General features: G+C 68.0%; 17 protein-coding genes, 2 tRNA genes and 1 pseudogene. 12 read left to right on the top strand and 8 right to left on the bottom strand.

Annotation, left to right across the window (positions count from 1 at the left end):
- Positions 1–534 precede the first annotated feature (534 nt).
- The 3 genes from ASG72_RS20485 to ASG72_RS19960 are packed head-to-tail and all read left to right on the top strand — an operon-like array spanning position 535 to position 3,076.
- Positions 535–873 carry a DUF3489 domain-containing protein gene (locus ASG72_RS20485; protein ID WP_082540510.1) on the top strand — a complete coding sequence of 113 codons (339 nt, stop codon included), beginning with the start codon at positions 535–537 and terminating at the stop codon, positions 871–873.
- Positions 873–1,355: a DUF2924 domain-containing protein gene (locus ASG72_RS20480; protein WP_082540509.1), complete on the top strand. Its 483-nt coding sequence runs from the start codon at positions 873–875 to the stop codon at positions 1,353–1,355. The genes ASG72_RS20485 and ASG72_RS20480 overlap by 1 nt, the downstream gene beginning before the upstream one ends.
- Positions 1,352–3,076, top strand: coding sequence for a recombinase family protein (locus tag ASG72_RS19960; RefSeq protein ID WP_056716435.1), 1,725 nt, complete (start codon positions 1,352–1,354; stop codon positions 3,074–3,076). Before ASG72_RS20480 ends, ASG72_RS19960 begins: the two co-directional genes overlap by 4 nt.
- Positions 3,077–3,136: 60 nt before the next feature.
- Here ASG72_RS19960 and ASG72_RS19955 read toward each other — a convergent pair.
- Positions 3,137–3,211: transfer RNA gene (locus tag ASG72_RS19955), tRNA-Gln, on the bottom strand.
- A 166-nt stretch (positions 3,212–3,377) separates the two neighbouring features.
- Here ASG72_RS19955 and ASG72_RS19950 point away from each other — a divergent pair.
- Together ASG72_RS19950 and ASG72_RS21440 are read left to right on the top strand one after the other, a co-directional pair.
- A tRNA-Pro gene (locus tag ASG72_RS19950) sits at positions 3,378–3,454 on the top strand.
- A gap of 255 nt (positions 3,455–3,709) precedes the next feature.
- Positions 3,710–3,838, top strand: a complete 129-nt coding sequence (locus ASG72_RS21440) for a hypothetical protein (RefSeq protein WP_280137767.1) — start codon at positions 3,710–3,712, stop codon at positions 3,836–3,838.
- Between the two features lie 73 nt (positions 3,839–3,911).
- Here the strand turns inward: ASG72_RS21440 and ASG72_RS19945 are convergent, their stop codons facing one another.
- Entirely contained in the window at positions 3,912–4,547 is a 636-nt protein-coding gene (locus tag ASG72_RS19945; RefSeq protein WP_082540508.1) for a biotin transporter BioY, read from the bottom strand.
- 113 nt (positions 4,548–4,660) lie between these two features.
- Here ASG72_RS19945 and ASG72_RS19940 point away from each other — a divergent pair, with 113 nt between their 5' ends.
- Positions 4,661–5,572, top strand: coding sequence for an MBL fold metallo-hydrolase (locus ASG72_RS19940; protein ID WP_056716432.1), 912 nt, complete (start codon positions 4,661–4,663; stop codon positions 5,570–5,572).
- A 2-nt stretch (positions 5,573–5,574) separates the two neighbouring features.
- Here the strand turns inward: ASG72_RS19940 and ASG72_RS19935 are convergent, their stop codons facing one another.
- Together ASG72_RS19935 and ASG72_RS19930 are read right to left on the bottom strand one after the other, a co-directional pair.
- Positions 5,575–6,351 (bottom strand): DUF1499 domain-containing protein, encoded by a 777-nt coding sequence (locus ASG72_RS19935; protein WP_056716430.1) that lies wholly within the window; start codon positions 6,349–6,351, stop codon positions 5,575–5,577.
- Positions 6,352–6,410: 59 nt separating this feature from the next.
- A pseudogene (locus ASG72_RS19930) lies at positions 6,411–7,270 on the bottom strand (DMT family transporter).
- 155 nt (positions 7,271–7,425) lie between these two features.
- Here ASG72_RS19930 and ASG72_RS19925 point away from each other — a divergent pair.
- Entirely contained in the window at positions 7,426–8,808 is a 1,383-nt protein-coding gene (locus ASG72_RS19925; RefSeq protein ID WP_156396083.1) for a PLP-dependent aminotransferase family protein, read from the top strand.
- 6 nt (positions 8,809–8,814) lie between these two features.
- Here ASG72_RS19925 and ASG72_RS19920 read toward each other — a convergent pair whose 3' ends face one another.
- Positions 8,815–10,440, bottom strand: coding sequence for a long-chain-fatty-acid--CoA ligase (locus tag ASG72_RS19920; RefSeq protein ID WP_056716425.1), 1,626 nt, complete (start codon positions 10,438–10,440; stop codon positions 8,815–8,817).
- A gap of 254 nt (positions 10,441–10,694) precedes the next feature.
- On the opposite strand from ASG72_RS19920, the gene ASG72_RS19915 reads away from it, so the two are divergent.
- The 4 genes from ASG72_RS19915 to ASG72_RS19900 all read left to right on the top strand — a co-directional run bounded on the left by ASG72_RS19915 (position 10,695) and on the right by ASG72_RS19900 (position 14,803).
- Positions 10,695–11,096 (top strand): MarR family transcriptional regulator, encoded by a 402-nt coding sequence (locus ASG72_RS19915; RefSeq protein WP_082540529.1) that lies wholly within the window; start codon positions 10,695–10,697, stop codon positions 11,094–11,096.
- Between the two features lie 13 nt (positions 11,097–11,109).
- Positions 11,110–11,946 carry a patatin-like phospholipase family protein gene (locus ASG72_RS19910; RefSeq protein ID WP_056716419.1) on the top strand — a complete coding sequence of 279 codons (837 nt, stop codon included), beginning with the start codon at positions 11,110–11,112 and terminating at the stop codon, positions 11,944–11,946.
- 136 nt (positions 11,947–12,082) lie between these two features.
- Positions 12,083–13,465 (top strand): aspartate aminotransferase family protein, encoded by a 1,383-nt coding sequence (locus tag ASG72_RS19905; protein ID WP_056716415.1) that lies wholly within the window; start codon positions 12,083–12,085, stop codon positions 13,463–13,465.
- Positions 13,466–13,954: 489 nt separating this feature from the next.
- On the top strand, positions 13,955–14,803 hold the full coding sequence (locus tag ASG72_RS19900; protein WP_348271613.1) for a metallophosphoesterase: 849 nt from the start codon (positions 13,955–13,957) through the stop codon (positions 14,801–14,803).
- A gap of 4 nt (positions 14,804–14,807) precedes the next feature.
- On the opposite strand, the gene ASG72_RS19895 is transcribed toward ASG72_RS19900, so the two are convergent.
- Complete coding sequence (locus ASG72_RS19895; protein ID WP_056716636.1) at positions 14,808–15,404, bottom strand: L,D-transpeptidase; 597 nt, start codon at positions 15,402–15,404, stop codon at positions 14,808–14,810.
- Positions 15,405–15,644: 240 nt separating this feature from the next.
- On the opposite strand from ASG72_RS19895, the gene ASG72_RS19890 reads away from it, so the two are divergent.
- A complete protein-coding gene (locus ASG72_RS19890) occupies positions 15,645–16,574 on the top strand; it encodes a histone deacetylase family protein (protein ID WP_056716407.1) in 930 nt (309 codons plus the stop codon).
- Between the two features lie 27 nt (positions 16,575–16,601).
- Here ASG72_RS19890 and ribB read toward each other — a convergent pair whose 3' ends face one another.
- Together ribB and aroC are read right to left on the bottom strand one after the other, a co-directional pair.
- Complete coding sequence (gene ribB / locus ASG72_RS19885) at positions 16,602–17,879, bottom strand: 3,4-dihydroxy-2-butanone-4-phosphate synthase (protein WP_200939982.1); 1,278 nt, start codon at positions 17,877–17,879, stop codon at positions 16,602–16,604.
- A gap of 71 nt (positions 17,880–17,950) precedes the next feature.
- Positions 17,951–19,066 carry a chorismate synthase gene (gene aroC / locus ASG72_RS19880; RefSeq protein WP_056716404.1) on the bottom strand — a complete coding sequence of 372 codons (1,116 nt, stop codon included), beginning with the start codon at positions 19,064–19,066 and terminating at the stop codon, positions 17,951–17,953.
- Between the last annotated feature and the right edge of the window lie 74 nt (positions 19,067–19,140).

The following is a 19,140-nucleotide window of genomic DNA, read 5'->3' as shown; positions in this document are numbered from 1 at the left end:
CGCCGATGTAGTATATTGCTGGCGGCGATGATCTCATAGGCGTCGTCCAGCCACGGAGCCTGCAGGAATGTCGCCGGGGTGCGTCCTTGGCCGTTGGCGCCGGATCGCAGATGCAGCTGACCGCTAATCAACGTGTGAACGGCGAAGACTGGCGCGGTGTTGCCGCGACCTCGCCTAGCGCAGCTGCCCGAATGGGAAAGCGGAACTGAACCGCAGAGATTGAGTCGTCTCGTGCAGCGGACTGCCTCGCTGATTGGCTCTGCCGGAAGCAGACATTGCGAACGTCGAGAATGGGCCAATTCCGGGCCAAATGGGCCATAGTTGCTCTCATTGGCCCGCCACAACCGGCGCGGTGTCCGAGCTAGAACTTCTCGAGCTGATGCGACTGGACTTCGTTGGGCAGTCGAGCATTGGTGTGTGGGACGGCGCGGGGTGAGCGCGCGCCGCGCTCCTGATCACCCTGCCGGCTATAGGCCGAGGCGGGGTCGCGCTGGTGACGGGGACAGTCCCGTCGTCCAGCTCACGGAGTTCTCAATGTCTCGCCGCGTTCGCAATATTGCTGCTCCCGATATTCCTGCCGACGTGGTCGTGTCAGACCCGGTCTCAGCCGCGGCTGCAATCGCGACGAACCCACAGTCTGCTCAGGTTTGGCCTAGGTCTGGCAGCAAGCTCGCCATTGTGCTTGGGCTGCTCGAAGCGCCTCAGGGAGCCAGCCTGACCCGGCTGATTGTGGTGACCGGCTGGCTGCCGCATACAACGAGGGCAGCTTTGACCGGCCTCCGCAAACGCGGGTTCACCGTCTCGCGCGAGAAGGCTAACGGCACTGATACGGCAGAAAGCGTCTATCGCGTTTCCTCAGCCGAGGTCGCCTGATGAGCGCCACTTCGGACCGGGTCGCCACGGTAAAAGGCGCAGTTGCGTTTGCGGCTGAGCTGGCAGCGCTATCCACGGCTAGCTTCGACGAACTTCGTGCCCATTTTCGAAGGCTGTATCGTCGGGCTGCGCCCCGATGCCTTTCGCGCGATCTGATCGCGCGGCTGGTCGCGCATCGGCTTCAAGAGTTGCGACTGGGAAAGCTAGACCCGGAGCTCAGCCGTCATCTCCGGCGTCTTGAGCAGGGCAGGGTAGCGCGCCGTCGGATCAAGACCGGCTCCGTCCTGGTCCGCGAGTATGAGGGGATGACGCATGAAGTCGGCATCCTGCCCGAGGGCTTTCTCTGGAACGGAGAGACCCACAGTAGCCTGTCGCTGATTGCCAAGCGCATCACCGGCACAAGCTGGAACGGACCGCGCTTTTTTGGACTGCGTCAGGGGCAGATCCAGAGGCTTGGCGACAGTGAGCGGGGGACCGCATGATGCGCGAGACAACCTCTAAGCCGCAGCGCTGCGCGATCTACACCCGCAAATCGACCGAATATAATCTCGATCTCGCCTTCAACTCGCTCGATGCCCAGCGGGAAGCCTGCGAAGCCTATATCAAGAGTCAGGCGCATGAAGGCTGGAGCCTGGTTCCAGACCGCTTCGACGATGGCGGATTGTCGGGCGCCTCACTGGAGCGCCCTGCCCTGCAGCAACTGCTTGAGGCGGTTCGCGGCAAGCGGATCGACATCATCGTCGTCTACAAAGTCGATCGTCTGACGCGCTCGCTCGCCGACTTCGCCAAGCTCGTTGAACTGTTCGATGAACATGGCGTCTCCTTCGTTTCGGTAACCCAGTCGTTCAACACCACGACGAGCATGGGCAGGCTTACCCTGAACGTGCTGTTGTCCTTCGCTCAGTTTGAGCGGGAGGTGATTGGTGAGCGGGTCAGGGACAAAATCGCGGCTTCCAAGACCAAGGGCCTGTGGGTGGGTGGGCCGATCCCCCTGGGCTATCGCAGCGTGAAGAAGCAGCTCGTCGTGGTCGAAGAAGAAGCTGCGGTGGTGCGCAGCATCTTCCAGCTCTACTGCGACACAGGCTCGGTCGGGGCGGTCGCTGAAGCGCTCGATCGTAAGGGCGTCCGGTCCCGGCAGGGCCATCGGTTCAGGGTCGGATCTCTCGCCCATCTCCTAAAGAACCGCTTCTATCTCGGCGAGATCGTCTGGCGGAGCGCATCCTACATCGGGGAGCATCAACCGCTTATTGATCGCGATCTATTCGAGCGGGTTCAGCGCAACCTCGCCGCCGCAGCGGTCGATCGCAAAGCCAACGCGCATAGCACGGCATTCGCCCTTGCTGGACTGCTTCATGACGATGCGGGCAATCGCATGAGCCCAAGCCATGCTCGCAAGAACGGTGTCCGCTACCGCTATTACGTCTCCCAGGCTGTGCTTCAGCATCGCAAGGCGGAGGCCGGGTCGATCGCCAGGATCTCAGCGCCCGAAGTTGAGACGGCTGTGTCTGCAGCCGCGGACTTGGACAGTATCGCTCGCGTCACCCTGCACCGAGACCACATCACCATCGAGTGCCGATGTGCCGGACAGGCGGCCGATCAACATGCGGATCATGAAACGATCATCGTCCCCTTCTCCTGGCAGCCTCAGGGACGGCGCAAGGGCATCGCTCATCAGTCATCGCTGCCTGCAACTCTGGATTACGACACGGCTCAGGAGATCCTGACGATGATCGCGAAAGCCCGCCGGTGGATGTCTGGGACGATCGATGGCTCGCTATCTTCGACAGAAGCAATCGCCGAAAGCGAAGGCATGGGCGAGCGCAACGTCCGGAAGCTCCTGCCGCTGGCCTGTCTCTCGCCCACCATCATCCGCGCTATCGCCGACGGCGCTGCGCCGGCCAATCTCACTATAAGCCGACTGACAGCTGCCCTCCCCACGATTGGGTCGAGCAGGAACAACGGCTACTCGCGGGCTGAACTCGACCGACTAATCGATTGCGACGGCGCGCGGGACACCGCGCGCCGTTTTACTTCGTGCAGACTGACTTTCGAACCGGTCTCTGCGCGTCCGCCTGCGAACCAGTCTCGGGCCAATTCCCACGGAACACGGAAAAGGCGCCCGCCAGACCAGGGCGAGAAATCGGGGGCAAGACTCAGATTGAGGTGCGTGCTAAGCGACGCCAGACCGTGGTCCTCAAGCTAACCCGCGGCACCGTGGCGGGAACCCTGCCGCAGGCAAATTCTGTGGCGTCGGCGTTTTGACTGGCTGGGGCGCCAGGATTCGAACCTGGGAATGGCGGTACCAAAAACCGCTGCCTTACCACTTGGCGACGCCCCAACGCGCCGCGCCTTCTAGAACGCGTCGCCGGCTTTCGCAACAGCCCTCGCGCCCTCTCCACCGGCCTCGCGACCGCGGCGGCGCCGCCGTCGATAAATCTGCCGGGGCGGCGCGAAGCCTGTTGCGCCCCGGGCCGGCGCTGGCTATAAGCCGGCCACCAGTTGATCGGAGTGTGGCTCAGCCTGGTAGAGCACCTCGTTCGGGACGAGGGGGTCGCAGGTTCAAATCCTGCCACTCCGACCATTGGATCCAGCGGCGCCTCCCGACAGGGCGCTGCTCCCCTTCATCGCAGAGCGGAACTCCGGGCCAGATGCGCGCGGGCAAGATGCGTCCGGGCAAGATGCGCGCGCGTCCCATGCTCGCGTCCCATGTGCGCGCGTTCCAAGCCCCTTTTCGCGCCGGCTCCAGCTCCGCCCGCCTCGGCGCCGCTCGCCTTCCGCATTTCCCTTCGGCCTGCGATGCTTTAGGTTCGGGCTCCCATCTGGAGCCGACCTCTTCATGAAACGCGCCTTGTCCCTGCTCGCCATCCTCAGCCTGGCCACCATCCTGTCGGCCTGCGACAAATGCGGCGATGCGCTGCGCCCCTTCGGCCTGCCCAAGAGCTGCAGCGATACCAGGCCCAGCTGAGGCCGGCTTACACCTCGCAGACGAAAAAGGCCGGGGTCGCCCCCGGCCTTTCGATTCGGCGGTCGCGGCGGCGTCAGCGGCCGCGGCGCCCGATCATCGACCAGCCGGCGCCGATCAGGCTCGCCGCGAGCGCGAGCTTCAGCGCGTCGCCCAGCAGGAAGGGCTGGACGCCGAACTGGAAGGCCTTCGCGAAGCCGATGCCGGTGGCGCCATTCGCCATCTGAGCGCCCAGCGCCAGCCAGCCGAAGCCCAGCGCCATCATCGCCAGCTCGGCCAGGACCAGCCCGCCGACCAGCCGCAGCCAGGAGGCGCCGCGCATCGCAGACCAGCCGGCGATCGCGGCCGCCACCACGAAGCCGAGCAGGAAGCCGCCGGTGGGGCCCACGAGATAGAGCGGGCCGGCCGCGACCGGCGGCGTATTGGTGAAGACCGGCAGGCCGGCCACCCCATAGGCGATGTAGAGCAGGATCGTCGCCGCGCCGAGCCGGGCGCCGAAGGCCGCGCCGATGCCGAAGACGGCGAGCGTCTGCAGCGTCATCGGCACCGGCCAGAACGGCACCTTGATCTTGGCCGCGGCGATCATCACCAGGCTGCCGAGCAGCGCGAGCCCGATCTGGCGCAGCAGCGCGGTCCTGCGATCGGCCGCGGCCGGGAGCAGCGCGCCGATCAGGGTGGGGGCCTGGAGGGTGACCGTCTGGGTCATGCTCATGTCGTCCTGTCATTGCCGGCCGCCCGGTGCGGCCCTTTCGCGTCTATAGGAAATGCGGCAAACCCCGACAAGCCGACGCTTTGCGCAGGACCGGCCGGGAAGCGAGCGAACCGATGAGCGACGAGATCCCCTTCGACAAGACGACGGAGCCCGCCGGGCAGCTCGTCGAGCTCTCGCCTCTGGTCCGCCGGCTGATCGCGGGCAATGCCGGGCCGATGACCTTCACCGGCACCTGCAGCTATGTCGTGGGCCGCGGCCAAGTGGCGATCATCGATCCCGGCCCCGACGATCCGGACCATGTCGCCCGCCTGCTCGAAGCCGTCTCGGGCGAAACCGTCAGCCACATCGTCGTCACCCACACCCATCGCGACCATTCCCCGGCGGTGCGGGCGATCCGGGCCGCCACCGGCGCGCAGATCGTCGGCTGCGGCCCCCACCGCGCCGCGCGCGAACTCTCGCTCGGCGAGCAGAACCCGCTCGACGCCGCCGCCGACCGCGGCTACCGGCCCGATCACGCGATGCGCGACGGCGACGTGATCACCGGCCCGGGCTGGAGCCTCGCCGCGGTCGAGACGCCGGGCCACACCGCCAACCACCTCGCCTTCACCCTCGCGGAGGAGGAGAGCCTGTTCTCGGGCGACCATGTCATGGCCTGGTCGACCTCGGTGATCGCGCCGCCGGACGGGTCGATGGCCGCCTTCATGCAGTCGATCGAGAAGCTCCAGGGCCTTCATCACCAGCGCTACTGGCCCGGCCATGGCGGCCCGGTGCTGGAGCCGCAGCGCTTCCTGCGCGGCCTCGTCCAGCATCGGCGCCAGCGCGAAGCGGCGATCCTCAGCCGGATCGGCGCCGGCGACGAGACGATCGCGGTCATGGTGCCGGCGATCTATCGCGGCCTCTCGCCGAGGCTGCACGGCGCCGCCGCGCTCTCGGTGCTGGCGCAGATCGAGATGCTGGTGGCAGACGGCACGCTGCGATGCAGCGATCCCGCCCCGCTGCTGAGCAGCCGCTACCGCCTGGCCTGAGCTCAGCGCGCCTCGTTCAGCAGCTCGATTTCCGCGGCGAAGGCGGCGATGCGCGCGGCATTGGCCCCGAAATCATGCCCGCCGAGCCGCGACACCGAGCGGATGTCGATGCGGCTGCCGTCGACCCGCGGCCGGATGCGGATGGTGACGTCGTCGGCGAAGCGCAGCACCCGCGTCCGCGCCACCGCCTCGATCCGCCCGGCGCCGACGCGGCCACCGGGGCGCACCGCCTCCAGCACCTGCCAGCCCAGCGTATTGGCGGCCTTGCGCGCCATGTCGAAGGCGAGCTCGGCCGGCACTTCCAGCACGATCGGGACGACCTGCGGATAGGCCTGGCGCTGCACCCGCCGGCTGGCTGCGGGCAGCTCCGCCGGCACGAGGCCGCCGCGCCCGTCCAGCGCCGCGCGCGAGCGGCTGAAGCTCGGCGGATCCTCGGTGTCGGTGGAAATATCCTTCAGGCTCGGCAGAGTGGCGAGCCGCAGCCCGGCATAGCCCGCCGGCAGCAACAGCAGCAGGCAGAGCACGAAGCTCTGGAAGGCGATGCCGACGCCGCGATGCCCGGCATGCCAGATCCGGGCGAAGGCGAGGATGCTCAGCCCGAAGGCGAGCCCGACCAGCACATAGGCACCGAGGATCGGCGCCAGCCCCTCGATGCTGGGCTGGCCCATGCGGAAGCCCAGCACCGTCAGCACCAGCACGGCGAGCGAGAACCAGGCCAGCCGGCGGCTCCACACCGCGGCGCGGGAGACGGGTTCCTCGAAGACGAGACGGCGATGCATGGTGAAAGTCAGTGCATCGGCCGGGGCCGGCTGGCAAGCGTCCAGCGCCGCGCGAGCGCTCAGGCGAAGCGCTTGGCCCCGGCGACGCAGCCGACGACGACGGCCGTGACCGCGACCATGCTCCAGGCCACGGGCTCTCCCAGCAGCAGACCCGCCAGCGCCAGGCCGAAGAAGGGCTGCAGCAATTGCAGCTGGCCGACGGTGGCGATGCCGCCGAGCGCCAGCCCGCGATACCAGAAGACGAAGCCGACCAGCATGGAGAACACCGAGACATAGGCCAGCCCGAGCCAGGCGGGGCCGCTGACCCCGGCGAAACCGGCCGGCAGCGTCACCGCCGCCAGCAGCGCCATCACCGGCAGCGACAGCAGCAGCGCCCAGGAGATCACCTGCCAGCCGCCGAGCCGCCGCGACAGCGCCGCCCCCTCGGCATAGCCGAGGCCGCAGAGCAGGATCGACGCGATCATCAGCAGATCCCCGGTCAGCGAGGCGCTGCCGCTCTGGGCGAAGGCGAAGCCGGCGACGCAGCCCGCCCCCGCGATCGAGAACAGCCAGAAGGCGCGTTTCGGCCGCTCCCCGCCCCTGAGCACCCCGAACAGCGCCGTCGCCAAGGGCAGAAGCCCGATGAAGACGATCGAATGGGCCGAGGTGATGTGCTGCAGGGCGAGCGCCGTGAGCAGCGGGATCCGACGACCACGCCGAGCGAGACGATGGCCAGCGGCAGCAGATCCGCCGGCGCCGGGCGCTTCTGCCGAAGCAGCAATAGCAGGCCCGCGCCCAGCACGGCCGCCACGACGGCCCGTGCCGAGGTCAGGAACAGCGGCGAGAAGCTGCCGACCGCGACGCGCGTCGCCGGCAGGGAGCCGCTGAAGATGATGACGCCGATGAGGCCGCTGCCCCACCCCGCCAGATGATCCCGCATCCGTTCGCTCCCGCCCTGCCTCGCGCTTCTAGGCCGGAAGCCCGGCCGGAGACAGGCACGGATCGATACGGTATCATCGAACTGTATGCATGCGGAGACCAGCACAATTGCCACTGATCTCAGCTCCGGGCGCGGGAGCGCGGACGCAGACCGTGATGCAGGCGATCCTGTCGCGGCTGCAGAGCCGCGCCCTGACGCCGGGCGAGCGCCTGCCCTCGATCCGCAGCCTGGCGACGGCGATGGCGGTCTCGCCCTCGACGGTGGTGGAAGCCTATGACCGGCTCGCGGCGCAGGGGCTGATCGTCTCGCGGCCGGGATCGGGCTTCTACGTCACCGGCAGCCCGGCACCGCTGGCGCTGGCGGAGATCGCGCCGCGACGCGAGCGGACGATGGACCCGCTCTGGGTCTCGCGGCAGACGCTCGATCCCGCCCCCGGCATGCTGCGCCCGGGCTGCGGCTGGCTTCCGCCGGACTGGATGCCGAATCAGGCGATCCGGCGCGCCCTGCGCGCCGTCGCCAAGGCCGATGACGAGATCCTGACCGATTACGGCACGACCCGCGGATCCCTGCCGCTGCGGCGGCTGCTCGCGCGGATGGCGGCGCAGGAGGGGGTCGAGCTCGCCCCCGAGCAGATCCTCCTGACCTCGTCCGGGACCCAGGCCGTCGACCTGATCTGCCGCTTCCTGCTGCAGCCGGGCGATGCGGTGCTGGTCGACGACCCCTGCTATTTCAACTTCCAGGCCCTGCTGAAGGCCCATCGCGCCCGGATCGTCAGCGTGCCCTTCACCCGCTCGGGGCCGGACATCGCGCTGTTTGCGCAGGCGCTGGCCGAGCACCGCCCGCGCCTCTACCTCACCAATTCGGCGCTGCATAACCCGACCGGCGCGACCATGGCGCCGCAGACGGCGCATCGCCTGCTGACCGAAGCCGCCGCCCATGACCTCACCATCGTCGAGGACGAGATTTTCGCGGAGTTCGAGCCCGAGCCCTCGGTCAGGCTGGCGGCGCTGGACGGGCTGGCGCGGGTGGTGCGCATCGGCAGCTTTTCCAAGACCCTCTCCGCCTCGATCCGGTGCGGCTACATCGCCGCGCGGCAGGATTGGATCGAGGCTCTGATCGACCTGCAGGTGGCGACGCAGTTCGGCGGAGCGAGCCCCGTCGCCACCGGGATCGTCGCCGGGGTGCTGGGGGATGGCGGCTATCGCAGGCATCTCGCCCAGCTGCGCGGCCGGCTGGCCCGTCAGCGCAAGGCGGTCGCGGCCGGTCTCGACCGCCTCGGCATCACGCCCTGGGTCGAGCCGCGCGGCGGGTTCTATCTCTGGTGCCGCCTGCCGGACGGGCTGGAGGCCGCGGCGGTGGCGCGGCATGCGCTGGCGGAGAATGTGGTGCTGGCGCCAGGGAACGTCTTCAGCGCCAGCCAGCGCGCGGCGGGGCTGATGCGCTTCAACGTCGCGCAGATGCAGCCCGCCGGCTTCGCCGTGCTGGAGCGGGCGCTGCAGGCCGCTGAGCGCGAGCGGAACCGGACGGGCGCCGCCTGAGGCGCGTCAGACGAGCCGGTAATCGCGGAACTGCTCGCGCAAGGTGGTCTTCTGGATCTTCCCGGTCGCGGTATGCGGGATGGCGTCGACCAGCACGACATCGTCCGGCATCCACCATTTCGCGATCTTGCCTTCGAAGAAGCCGAGCAGGCTCGCCTTGTCGGGCGTGCGCCCGGCCTTGGGCACGATGATCAGCAGCGGCCGCTCGTCCCATTTCGGATGCGGCACGCCGATCACCGCCGCCTCCATGACGTCGGGATGGCCGATGGCGAGGTTCTCGAGATCGATCGAGGAAATCCATTCGCCGCCGGATTTGATCACGTCCTTCGAGCGATCGGTGATCTGCATATAGCCTTCGCCGTCGATGGTGCAGACGTCGCCTGTGTCGAAGAACCCCTGCTCGTCCAGCATCGCCTCGTCCTCGCGCCGGAAATAGGCGCGCGCCACCGCAGGGCCCCGGACCTTCAGCCGCCCGAAGGTCGTGCCGTCCCAGGGCAGGTCCCGGCCCGCATCGTCGGTGATGCGGAACTCGACGGTGAAGGGCGGATGCCCCTGCTTCATCTTGAGATCGAGCAGCGCCTCGCCCTCCAGCCCGGCATAGCCCGGCTTGACCGAGCAGAAGGAGCCGAGCGGGCTCATCTCCGTCATCCCCCAGGCATGGGCGACGGTGACGCCATATTTGCGTTCGAAGGCCTCCGTCATCGCGCGCGGACAGGCCGATCCGCCGATCACCACCCGTTTCAGCGAACTCAGCCTGGCCTGCACGGTCTCCAGATGCTGAAGCAGCCCGAGCCAGACCGTCGGCACCGCCGCCGACAGCGTCACCGCCTCGCTCTCCAGCAGCTCGAGCAGAGAGGGGCCGTCGAGCTTCGCCCCCGGCATCACCAGCTTGGCGCCGGTCATCGGCGCGGAATAGGCCAGCGACCAGCTGTTGGCGTGGAACAGCGGCACCACCGGCAGCACCGTGTCGCGCGAGGACAGCGCCATAAAATCGGGCGCCGCGCAGGCGAGCGCATGCAGCACGTTCGAGCGGTGGGAATACAGCACGCCCTTGGGCCCGCCCGTGGTGCCGGAGGTGTAGCACAGCCCGGCCGCGCTGTTTTCGTCGAGCTTCGCCCAGGCGAAATCATCATCCGCCTCCGCGAGCCAGCTCTCATAGGGCACCGCCTCGCGCAGGCTGGTCTCGGGCATATGCGCGGCATCGGTCAGGATGATGAAGCGCTCGATCGTGGGCAGCCTGTCCTGCAGCCCCTCCATCAGCTTGACGAAGCTGATGTCGAGGAACAGCAGCCGGTCCCCGGCATGATCCATGATCCAGGCGATCTGCTCCGGAAACAGCCGCGGATTCACCGTATGCGTGATCGCCCCCAGGCCGGAGATGCCGTACCAGAGCTCGAGATGGCGGTCGGTGTTCCAGGCCAGCGTCGCGATGCGGTCGCCCTGGGCGATGCCCGCCATCTGCAGGCGCTTGGCGACGGCGAGCGCGCGTTGGCGGATCCGCGCATAGTCGGTGCGCCTGATCGCGCCATCCTCGACCGCCCGCGTCACCACCTCGCGTCGTCCATGCTGGATCGCCGCATGGTCGATGATCCGGTGCAGCAGCAGAGGCCAGTCCTGCATCAGGCCGAGCATGGCGATACCTCCCAGGCATGGTGTTCTTGTCGTCTTGATCGGAGCATAGACGCGTTGCGCGGCGTGGGGGAAGGGTCCGTTTCCGCGGTCTGAACGCAGGGTTCGGCGCTGTCGCTCCAGCAATGAAAAGCTCGCGCCCGATCCTGCGATCGTTTACATCGGATCAATCGTGAACCGAGGCCTGCCGCGTGCCTGCACCGATCGCTCTCCAGAGCTCCGCTCCCGTCGAACCGGACCGCGTCTGGTTCCGCTTCATGCGGCTGCACCAGCGCATGCTCGGCCAGATGAGCGCGCGCATCCGCGAGCTCGGTCTCTCGATCCCGCAATTCGACCTGCTCTCCACCCTCACCGAGCGCGAGGGCATCAGCCAGAGCGAGCTGGCCGAGCGGCTCTACGTCACCAAGGGCAATGTCTCGGGGCTCGTCGACCGGCTGGTCCAGGCCGGCCTGGTCGAGCGGCGTGCCATCGCCGGCGACAGGCGCTCCTACGCCATGCATCTCACGGCGGAGGGCCGCCGCCTCGCCGAGGCCGGGATCGCCAGCCAGCGCGATTTCGTGGCGCGGACGCTGGGCCGGCTCCCGGCCCGCGATCTGGCGGAGCTCGACCGGCTGGTCATCGCCTGGCGCGATCTCGCCCGCGCCGTCGACGCCGACTGAGCCGGGGCCTTTCATGTTCGCGGGGCTGGCCTATGCCGGCGGCGGCAATCGCTGTTATTGGCAGGGCGGATTCTACGAGACGGTCGCGCCGCGCCTCGCGCTCAAGCCCGGCCGCGTCGTCGGTGCCAGCGCCGGCGCCTTCGCCATGCTCTATACCGCGCTGGGCCTCGGCCCGGTCATTCGCGAACAGGTCTTCGCGGCCTGCCGCGGCAGCCGCAGCGAGACCGACTGGTCCGGTTTCCGGCGCGGCGGCAGATTGTTTCCGGTCGGCGACAAATACCGGTCGCTGATGGCGCAGATGCTGACCGCGGAGCGGCTCGCGCAGCTTCAGCGGCAGGCCGATTTCAGGATCGCGATTTCCCGCCCGCCGCGCTTCTGGCCGCTGCCGCTGGCGGCGGCGCTCGGCATCGGCGCCTATCAGCTGGAGAAGCGGCTGCGCCGCCCGGTCCATCCCACCGCCGGGCGCCGCCTGGGGTTCGCGGCCGAGCTGATCGCCCTGCGCGAATGCGCCTCGCCGGACGAGGCCGTCGCCGCGCTGATGGCGAGCGCCGCGGTGCCGCCCTTCATGCCGGCCGGCCTCGTCGGGCAACGCGCGGCGCTCGATGGCGGGCTCTATGACAGCGCCCCGGCCTGGGCGCTGTCGGAGCTCGAACAGGCGGGGGAACCGACTCTGGTGCTGCTGACCCGGCCGTTCAGCGCGGTGCCGGCGATCCCCAACCGGACCTATGCCCGCCCCTCCCGGACCATCCCGGTCTCGCAATTCAGCATTCGCGACTGGGAGGGCATGCGCTTCGCCTATGAGCTCGGCGTCAGCGATGGCGAGGCTTTCCTGCGCAGCCATGACCGCTGAGCCGCCGAAGCAAATTGCCCCGGCGTCGCGGTCCTGCGCCAGAGTCTGCCAGGGGCTGCGCGAAAATCGCTAAGCGCTTGCGCAGAGACAGGTCTATGCTCGCCGGAATTGCCATGCAGAGCCCGGGAGCCGCACGATGCTGTCCAACCTCGCCGTCCGCGATATCGAGACCCTCGTCCATCCCTATACCAATCTCGCCAGCCATCGCGAGCAGGGCCCGCTGATCCTCGAGCGCGGCCAGGGCGTCCATGTCTACGACGTCGCCGGCAAGGATTACATCGAGGGCATGGCCGGGCTCTGGTGCACCTCCCTCGGCTATTCCAACCAGGAGCTCGCCGACACCGCCTATGAGCAGTTGAAGAAGCTGCCCTTCACCCATCTCTTCTCCGGCCGCAGCCACGACCCGGCGATCGAACTGGCCGAGAAGCTGAAGGAGATCGCGCCGGTGCCGATCTCCAAGGTGTTCTACGGCGCCTCCGGCTCGGACGCCAACGACACCCAGGTCAAGCTGGTCTGGTACATGAACAACGCGCTCGGCCGGCCGCAGAAGAAGAAGATCATCTCGCGGCTGAAGGGCTATCACGGCGTCACCGTCGCCTCCGCCTCGCTGACCGGCCTGCCCTACAACCACATCGATTTCGATCTGCCGATCGCCGGCATCCTGCACACCTCCTGCCCGCATCACTACCGCTATGCCGAGCCGGGCGAGAGCGAGCTCGACTTCTCGGCGCGGCTCGCGGCCGAGCTGGAGGAGATGATCCTGCGCGAAGGTCCCGACACCGTCGCCGCCTTCATCGCCGAGCCGATCCTCGGCGCCGGCGGCGCGGTGACCCCGCCGGAGGGCTATTTCGAGAAGATCAACGCCGTGCTGGCGAAATACGACGTGCTCTTCATCGCCGACGAGGTGATCACCGGCTTCGGCCGCACCGGCAACATGTTCGGCACCACGACCTATGGGCTGGCCGCCGATTCGATCTCCTGCGCCAAGGCGATCACCTCGGCCTATTTCCCGCTCAGCGCGGTGATGATGAACGAGCGCATCTACGAGGTGCTGGTCGATCAGAGCCGCAAGATCGGCACCTTCGGCCATGGCAACACCTATGCCGGCCATCCGGTCGGCTGCGCCGTGGCGGTGAAGACCCTCGAAATCTACCAGCGCGACAAGATCATCGAGCATGTCCGGGCGGTCGCGCCGACCTTCCTGAAGCGGCTCAACGCGCTGGCCGATCATCCGCTGGTCGGAGAGGCGCGCGGCGTCGGCCTGATCGGCGGCATCGAGCTGGTCAAGGACAAGGCCAGCAAGGTGCAGTTCGAGGCCAAGAAGGGTGTCGCGGCGAAATCCGTCGCCTTCGCCCAGGCGGAAGGCCTGATCGTGCGCCCGCTCGGCGGCGACCGCGTCGCCTTCTGCCCGCCGCTGATCATCAAGGAGGCGGAGATCGAGGAGATGTTCAACCGCTTCGAGCGGGCTCTGGCCAAGACGCTGGATTGGGTGACGGCGGAAGGGCTGCTCGCGGCCTGAGCCGCCGATCCGCCCCCTCCTCACGCGATCGTGCGGATTTACGATTGTGGCGGGTTTTGACATCCGCTCCGAATTCGCCATGAAGAGCCCATGAAGGCGCCCTGAGGCGGGCGGGATTGGTGACGAGAGTCGTGATGTCGGCGGCCAGGAACCGCCGGCGTCGTGCAACCCTCACGGTGTGTTCATCGCCATGCTCCCGGTCTCTCCGCGTCGTCCCACTCAGTCCAAGGCGAGTTTCCATGATGCGTCGGCCCGGGAGGCCTATGGCCACCATTTCCGCCCGATCGGAATTCAGGCGGTGGCGGCGGGAACCAGGCGAGCCTTCCGCGAGTTGCATATCCGTAGCGAAGAGCATCCGGACACCCGTCCTGGTGTCCTTCGCAATGGCTTCGACGATTGATGCGACCATTGATCTTCCGGGCCTGAGTTTCTTCGAGACCCTCCATGCTTGACCGGCGCAGAGTCCTCGCGACTCTCGCCGGTCTTTTTTTGACCGGGCTGGGCACGGGCGGCTACGCCTTCGCCTGGGAGCCCGAGGAACTTCACGTCGCCCGCTACCGGCTGACGCCGCGGGACTGGCCCGCCGTCCGCAAGCTGCGCCTCGTCGCGCTCTCAGACATCCATGTCGGCGGTTTCCACATGCCGCTGTCGCGCCTGCCCGGGATCATCGCCGCCGCCAATGCGCTGCAGCCCGATCTCGTGCTGCTGCTGGGCGATTTCATCGCCAGCCGGACGCCGCGCAGCGACGATCCCGCCATGGCGGAATGGGCGCGGGAACTGGCGCGGCTCCACTCCCCTCAAGGGATCTACGCCATCCTCGGCAATCATGATTGGTGGCATGACGATGCGGCGCTCGCCGCCCGCGGCGGGCCCACGCTGGTCGGCCGCGCGCTGGAGGCGGTCGGCATCCGCGTGCTCGAGAACGAGGCGGTGCGCCTGGAGACCGTCGCCGGCCCGCTCTGGCTGGCGGGGCTCGGCGACCAGATCGCCTTCCAGACCCTGCGCCGCGGCAGGCCCTGGGGCGCCGACGATCTCCCGGCCACGCTGGCCCAGATCGGCGATGACGGAGCCCCCGTCATCATGATGGCGCATGAGCCGGATGCCTTCCGCCGCATGCCCCGGCGGATCGGGCTGACCTTGGCCGGCCACACCCATGGCGGCCAGGTCCGGCTGTTCGGCTGGTCGCCTGTCGTGCCCTCGCGCTACGGCAATCGCTACGCCTATGGCCATGTCCATGAGGAGGGCCGCGATCTGATCGTCTCCGGCGGGCTGGGCACCAGCAAATTGCCGATGCGCTTCGGCGTCCCGCCCGAGATCGTGCTGATCGAGCTGGGCTGAGGCCTCAGGCCACGATGACTTTCGCGCCCACGGGCACGCGGTTGAACAGGTCGATCGCATCGATGTTGCGCATGCGGATGCAGCCCGAGGAGGCCTGCATGCCGATCGTCTCCGGCTCGTTGGTGCCATGGATGCGATAGAGCGTGTCGCGGCCGTTCTGGTAGAGATAGAGCGCACGCGCCCCGAGCGGATTGTCCGGCCCGCCTGCCATGCCGCCGGCGCGCGGCGCCAGATGCGGCCAGCGTTTCAGCATCTCGGCCGGTGGCGTCCAGCGCGGCCATTCCGCCTTGCGCTGCACCACGGCGGTGCCGGTCCAGCCGAAGGCCTCGCTGCCGGTCGCGACGCCGTAGCGGATCGCCTTGCGGTTGGGCAGCACGAGGTAGAGGAAGTTCTGCTTGGTATCGACATAGATCGTCCCCGGCTCCTGGCCGGTGGGATCGTCGATCTCATAGGGCATATGCGTGAGCTCGATGTCGAACTTCGGCACCAGCGCCATGTATTCCGCGTCGCGCCCGCTGAGATTGGGCGCGGCGATGCTCTTGTACTGGCAGGCCCCGAGCAGGGACGAGAGGGCAAGGGCAACCAGGACAGTGTGTTTCATCGCTTCCAACCGCTGCTGTGCAGCCGATTTATGGTGAATGATCGGTTAAGGCTTCGTGACCGGGAGGTGCCGGCGGCGATTTCGCCGCAGCGCAACAATCCCTGACCGGGGCTTAGTCAGCGTCCGCGGCGGGAGCAATGCGGAATCCGGATCGGCGCCAGATCAATGTCGAAGGCGACAGAACGTGGCAAAGCTGCCACGCTAGACCCCCTGATTTGCTTGCTCCGAGGCGATGCGTCCGTGTCCACCCTGTTGATAACCCACCCGGCCAGCCTGCTTCACCAGACCCCGCTCGGCCATCCCGAACGTCCCGACCGGCTGCGGGCCGTGGAACGCGCGCTGGAGGATGAGCGCTTCATGGCGCTGATTCGCGAGACGGCGCCGAAGGCCAGTCTGGAGCAGCTGCTGCTGTGCCATCCCCGCGATTATGTCGAGGCGATCATGGCGGCGTCGCCCGAGCAGGGGCTGGTGCCGATCGACGCCGACACGACCATGTCGCCGGGCACGCTGGAGGCCGCGCTGCGCGGCGCCGGCGGGGCGGTCCATGCCGTCGACGACGTGATGGCGGGCAAGGTCCGCAACGCCTTCGTCGCGACCCGCCCGCCCGGGCACCACGCCGAGACCGCCAGGGCGATGGGCTTCTGCTTCTTCAACCAGGCCGCGATCGCCGCGCGCCATGCGCAGAAGCGCCATGGCGCCGAACGCGTCGCGATCCTCGATTGGGACGTGCATCACGGCAACGGCACGCAGGAGATCTTCTGGAACGATCCGAGCGTGCTCTACGCCTCCACCCATGAGATGCCGCTCTATCCCGGAACCGGGGCGCTGTCGGAGCGGGGCCTGCACGGCACTATCGTCAATGCGCCGCTGCGTGCCGGCGATGGCGGCGACCATTTCCGGGAGGCGCTGGAGACCGCGGTGCTGCCGCGGATCGAGGCGTTCCACCCGGATCTCATCATCATCTCGGCCGGGTTCGATGCGCATTGGCGCGATCCGCTCGCCAACATCAACCTGAAGGAGCCGGATTTCGCCTGGGCCACGCAGAGGCTGATGGCCGTCGCCGACAGGCTGTGCGGCGGGCGCGTCGTGTCGATCCTGGAAGGCGGCTACGATCTCGACGGGCTGTCGCGCTCGGCGGCGGCCCATGTCCAGGCGCTGATGCGAGGCTGAGCCCGCGCGCGCGGCTCCGGCTCCGCCTCACTCCAGCGGCTGCGTCTCGACGATCTCGATGCCGAAGCCGCTCAGCCCGACGAAGGAGCGCGGCGACGAGGCGAGATTGATGATCGAGGCGACGCCGAGATCGCGCAGGATCTGCGCGCCGAGCCCGACCTCGCGCCATTGCCGCGAGCGCTGCGAATCCGAATTATCCTCGACGCTCTTCACCGGCACCCCGGCCGAACCGTCGCGCAGATAGATCAGCACGCCCTGCCCCTCCTGCTGGAAGCGCCTGAGCGCGCATTGGATCGAGGGCGCGCCGCCCAGCACATCCTCCACGACATTGGCCCGGTGCAGCCTGGCCGGAATCCCGGCACCATCGCCGACCTTGCCCATCACGAAGGCGAAATGCTGCGTGTTCTCGAAGGGCGTGGTGTAGACATGGCCGGTCATCTCGCCGAAAGCGGTCTTGACCGGGAAGGAATGCACCCGCTCGACCAGCTTCTCCCGCGCCTGGCGATAGGCGATGAGATCGGCGACTGTAATCTGCTTCAGCCCGTGCTTCTCGGCGAAGGCGGTGATCTGCGGCCCCTTCATCACGGTGCCATCGTCATTGGCGAGTTCGCAGATCACACCGACCTGCGGCAGCTCCGCCAGCTTGCAGAGATCCACCGCCGCTTCGGTATGGCCGGAGCGCATCAGCACCCCGCCATCCCGCGCGATCAGCGGGAAGACATGGCCCGGACGCACGAAATCGGCGGCGCCCATATTGCCGTTGGCGAGCGCGCGCACCGTGTTGCAGCGCTGCTCGGCCGAGATGCCGGTCGTCAGCCCGTGCTTGACGTCGACCGTGACCGTGAAGGCCGTGCCGAGCGGCGCGTCATTGGAGGAGACCATCGGGTCGAGCCGCAGGCGGCGTGCCTCGGCCGCCGTCAGCGGCGCGCAGACGATGCCGCAGGTGTTGCGGATGATGAAGGCCATCTTCTCCGGCGTGCACAGCGAGGCGGCGACGATCAGATCGCCCTCGTTCTCGCGATCATCATCATCGGTGACGATCACGATCTCGCCGCGCGCGAAGGCTTCGATGGCCTGGGTGACGGATTGGGGCATGCTGGCCTCCCGCGGCCCGCTCAGGCCGAGAAAATCATTGGGGGTGACGGAGCCGCCGGTGGCGGCGGCGATGCGCTCGGCGCTTTCGCGCGAGATCCAGGCGGTCTGGTCGTTGCACAAGGCGGTGACGCTGGCCGGAGACAGCCCGACCTGCCGCGCGAAGGCGCTGCGGCCGATCTTGTTCAGCGTGAGCCAGGCGTCGAGCTTCATCCCGCAAAGTTAAGCTGGCGCGACTTCATTTGCAATGAAGCCGGCCGCTGATTTTCAGTGTCACTGAAATCCTAGGCGAAGGGCCAGCGCGCTTCCGTCACCCCGACCTGCCCGCGATGGCGCAGATATTGATCGGCGAGCACGCAGGCGACCATCGCCTCGCCCACCGGCACGGCCCTGATGCCGACGCAGGGATCGTGGCGGCCCTTGGTGAACATCTCCGCCTCGCCACCGCTGCGCGTCACCGTCGCTCGCGGGCTGAGGATGGAGGAGGTCGGCTTCACCGCGAAACGCGCGACGATCGGCTGCCCGGTGGAGATGCCGCCGAGAATGCCGCCGGCATGATTGGAGAGAAACAGCGGGCGCCCGTCATTGCCGGCCCGCATCTCGTCGGCATTGGCCTCGCCCGAGAGGGCGGCCGCGGCGAAGCCGTCGCCGATCTCCACACCCTTGACCGCGTTGATGCTCATCAGCGCCGCCGCCAGCTCGGCGTCCAGCTTGCCGTAGATCGGCGCACCGAGCCCGGCCGGGACGTTGTCGGCGACGATCTCCAGCACGGCGCCGATCGAGGAGCCGGATTTGCGGATGCCGTCGAGGTAATCGGCGAAGCGCTCGGCGGCTTTCGCATCCGGGCAGAAGAACGGGTTGCGGCCGACCTCCTCCCAATCCCATTGCGCGCGGTCGATGGTGTGCGGCCCCATCTGCACCAGGGCGCCGCGCACCTGCAGCCCCGGCACGACCTTGCGGGCGATGGCCCCGGCCGCCACCCGCATCGCCGTCTCGCGCGCCGAGGAGCGTCCGCCGCCGCGATAATCGCGAATGCCGTATTTCACGTCATAGGTGAAATCGGCATGGCCGGGCCGGTACTTGTCCTTGATCTCGGAATAATCCTTGGAGCGCTGGTCGACATTGTCGATCAGCAGGCCGATCGACGTGCCGGTCGTCACCTGGCGCCCGCTGCCCTCCTCGATGAAGACACCCGAGAGGATGCGGACCTGGTCCGGCTCCTGGCGCTGGGTGGTGAAGCGGGACTGGCCTGGGCGCCTGCGGTCGAGCTCGATCTGGATATCGGCCTCGCTCAGCGGCAGCAGCGGCGGGCAGCCATCCACCACGCAGCCGATCGCCGGCCCATGGCTCTCGCCGAATGTGGTGACGCGGAAGAGGTGGCCGAAACTGTTATGGGACATCGCGGAGCCTGAGAGAGTGCAGAGCAGGCTCTTAAGCCGGAATGCCGGAAGGTGAAAGTCCGGTAGCCGCACCG

Origin of the sequence: Allobosea sp. Leaf344 (assembly GCF_001426225.1) — a bacterium.
Classification (GTDB): Bacteria; Pseudomonadota; Alphaproteobacteria; order Rhizobiales; family Beijerinckiaceae; genus Allobosea.
Note: the sequence above shows the minus strand (reverse complement) of the source record. Positions and strands in the feature narration are given on the sequence as shown.